Annotated in this window: 3 protein-coding genes; 1 reads left to right on the top strand and 2 read right to left on the bottom strand. The window is 75.3% G+C overall.

Annotated elements, in window-relative coordinates; genetic code table 11:
• Positions 1-13: 13 nt before the first annotated feature.
• Positions 14-673 carry a hypothetical protein gene (locus ACFV6D_RS38730; protein WP_380563427.1) on the bottom strand — a complete coding sequence of 220 codons (660 nt, stop codon included), beginning with the start codon at positions 671-673 and terminating at the stop codon, positions 14-16.
• Between the two features lie 5 nt (positions 674-678).
• Positions 679-972: a MoaD/ThiS family protein gene (locus ACFV6D_RS38725; protein ID WP_063351215.1), complete on the bottom strand. Its 294-nt coding sequence runs from the start codon at positions 970-972 to the stop codon at positions 679-681.
• 681 nt (positions 973-1,653) lie between these two features.
• Between ACFV6D_RS38725 and ACFV6D_RS38720 the strand changes: the two genes are divergently transcribed.
• Complete coding sequence (locus ACFV6D_RS38720) at positions 1,654-2,385, top strand: response regulator transcription factor (RefSeq protein ID WP_063348270.1); 732 nt, start codon at positions 1,654-1,656, stop codon at positions 2,383-2,385.
• Positions 2,386-2,579: the final 194 nt, after the last annotated feature.

Raw genomic sequence — 2,579 nt, 5'->3', positions numbered from 1 at the left:
CGCCCCCCCAGTCTCACTCAATTGCAGTGGGGGGGGCCAGCGTAGTTTGTTTAAAAGACCCCGCGGCCGCGTACGGCGGCGCGGCCGGGGCGCCCGCCGGGCCGCCGGGGGCGACCGGGCGCTTGAGCGTCATGGTCGGCGAGTCGAGGGCGGGCGCTCCCTGCTGCGGGGGCGCCATCGGCGGGGCCGCCCGCTGCGGGCCCGGCGCCGGAGCGGCGTGCCGGGCCTGCGGCGGCGCGGCGTGCCGTGCCGCCGGCGGCGGGGCGGGCGTCCAGGCTGGCGGGGCGGGCGGCCTCGCGCCGGACACGACCACCGGCGGCAGCAGCGTCGTCGCGGCCGCGTCCTCCATCGGGGGCACGGGCGGCAGCAGCGTGGTGGCCGCGTCGTCCATCGGCGGCACGGGCGGCAACAGCGTGGTCGCCGTGGCGTCGTCCATCGCGGGGACGGGCGGCAGCAGCGTGGTCGCCGCGTCGTCCATCGGCGGCTGCCCGTACCCCGGGTAGCCGTACGGCGGCTGCTGCCCCGGCTGCGGCGCCTGGGCCTGCGGGTACGGGGGCTGCGGGTACTGCGGCTGGGGCTGCTGCTGCGGATGCCGGTAGGGCGGCTGGGGCGGCGGGGGCTGCTGCGGCCACTCGCCGTAGCCGCCCTGGTTCGCGTTGTTCATGTCCGTCACGCCGCTCAGCCTCCCGCGAACGGCGGCAGCACCTCGACCGTGCCGCCCTCGGTGAGGGCCACGGTCGTGTGGTCCCGGCCGCCGACCTGGGAGCCGTCGACCAGGTAGGAGCAGTGCCCGAGCAACTGGACGAGCTTCGGCCGGTCCGCGTGCCGCCGCCTGGCCTGTGCCAGCGCCTCCGCCAGGGTCACCGCCTCGTACGGCTCCTCGGCCAGCCCGGCCTCGGACTTCGCGGCCGCCCAGTAGCGGATCGTCCCGCGCACCCGGGCGCCGCTCGCGGGCTCCGTGGTCGCACCCATCGGGGCCACCCCTTCTCGTCGTCCTCGCCCGGCCCCGGTGCCCCGGTCCGGCTCGCCACCGGGCCGCCCGACCACCCGAAAGATGGACTCGCACGGCGCCGCCGATGTGCGTCCCATGATGGCGTGTCCGCCGCCACGAGCGGCAATCGCCCTGGCCGAGGGGGCCCGGAGGACGGCTCGAAGCTGTGTCCAGGCTCACCCGGCGCGCGCCCGGATTGGGCGAACCGCCGGATTCGAGCCCTCCCGGCGCGGAGGGCCGTCGGCTATCCTCGACGTCCAAGAGGGATCCGGGCAGAGTCGCCCCCGGGTCCTTTTGTGCTTTCAGGACGCCAGTACGGACATTCTTGCGATTCGTCGGCCCACCCCCGGCGCGTCGCGGGAACCGCCCCGCCCCACGCGGCACGACGACGTGCCCCGGCCGGCCGGGGTGTCCACCCGGCACCCGGGCCGCCGCCCGGGACCGGAAACAAACCGGAGGGTTCGCGGGATGAACAGGGCAGAAACGGCGCGCCAAGGGTTGCGGGACCCTCGGCGCGTGCGCCGTCGCGTCCTGCGCACCGGCCGGCCCTCCGGCGCTCCTCGGGCGTCCGTCCACCTCCCCCCGACCTCAGCACGTGCGCCATCCGGCTGTGGCGGCAGCCGTAACGCGACCGCGACGACCCGGAAAGGGGACTACCGGGTATGAGTTCTCTCCTCCTCCTCACCAACGCTCTGCAACCCTCCGCGGAGGTGCTGCCGGCCCTCGGCCTGCTGCTGCACAACGTCCGGGTGGCCCCCGCCGAGGGATCCGCCCTGGTGGACACCCCCAGTGCGGACGTCATCCTGGTCGACGGCCGGCGCGACCTGCCACAGATCCGCAGCCTCTGCCAGCTGCTGCGCTCCACCGGCATCGGCTGCCCGCTGATCCTGGTGGTGACCGAGGGCGGCCTCGCCGCCGTCACCGCCGAGTGGGGCATCGACGACGTCCTGCTGGACACGGCCGGCCCGGCCGAGGTCGAGGCCCGGCTGCGGCTCGCACTCGGCCGGCTCCACATCAGCACCGACGACAGCCCGATGGAGATCCGCAACGGCGACCTCACGGTCGACGAGGCCACCTACTCCGCCAAGCTCAAGGGCCGGGCACTCGACCTCACCTTCAAGGAGTTCGAGCTGATCAAGTACCTCGCCCAGCACCCCGGCCGGGTCTTCACCCGGGCCCAGCTGCTGCAGGAGGTCTGGGGCTACGACTACTTCGGCGGTACCCGCACGGTGGACGTGCACGTCCGCCGGCTGCGCGCCAAGCTCGGCGTCGAGCACGAGCAGCTGATCGGCACCGTGCGCAACGTCGGCTACCGCTTCGTCGTCCCGGAGAAGCCGGAGAAGGGCGAGCGCCCGGAGCTCGCCCAGCGCCCCTCGGCGCCGCTGGAGGCCTGACCGACGGCCGGGCGGGCCACCCCCGCCCGGCTTGTCCGGTTCGCTCCCCGGCACCTGCCGAAAGCCCTGACGGAAAGCCCTGGGGCCCGTCTTCGAACTCCCGTCGTCCGCCCGGAGGGCGGGCGTGGCGGCGTTGGGGTGCGTGCATCGCAAGGCGGAGGAGGGAGTCCATGCGGTGGGGGCACCTCCCGGCC

It is taken from the genome of Kitasatospora sp. NPDC059812 (assembly GCF_042732075.1).
Lineage (GTDB): Bacteria > Actinomycetota > Actinomycetes > Streptomycetales > Streptomycetaceae > Kitasatospora.
This window is presented reverse-complemented; position numbering and strand designations above follow the sequence as displayed.

Coding starts and splice junctions, on each gene's coding strand:
- ACFV6D_RS38725 (WP_063351215.1), bottom strand. CDS start 972: ATGGGTGCGACCACGGAGCCCGCGAGCGGCGCCCGGGTGCGCGGGACG.
- ACFV6D_RS38720 (WP_063348270.1), top strand. CDS start 1,654: ATGAGTTCTCTCCTCCTCCTCACCAACGCTCTGCAACCCTCCGCGGAG.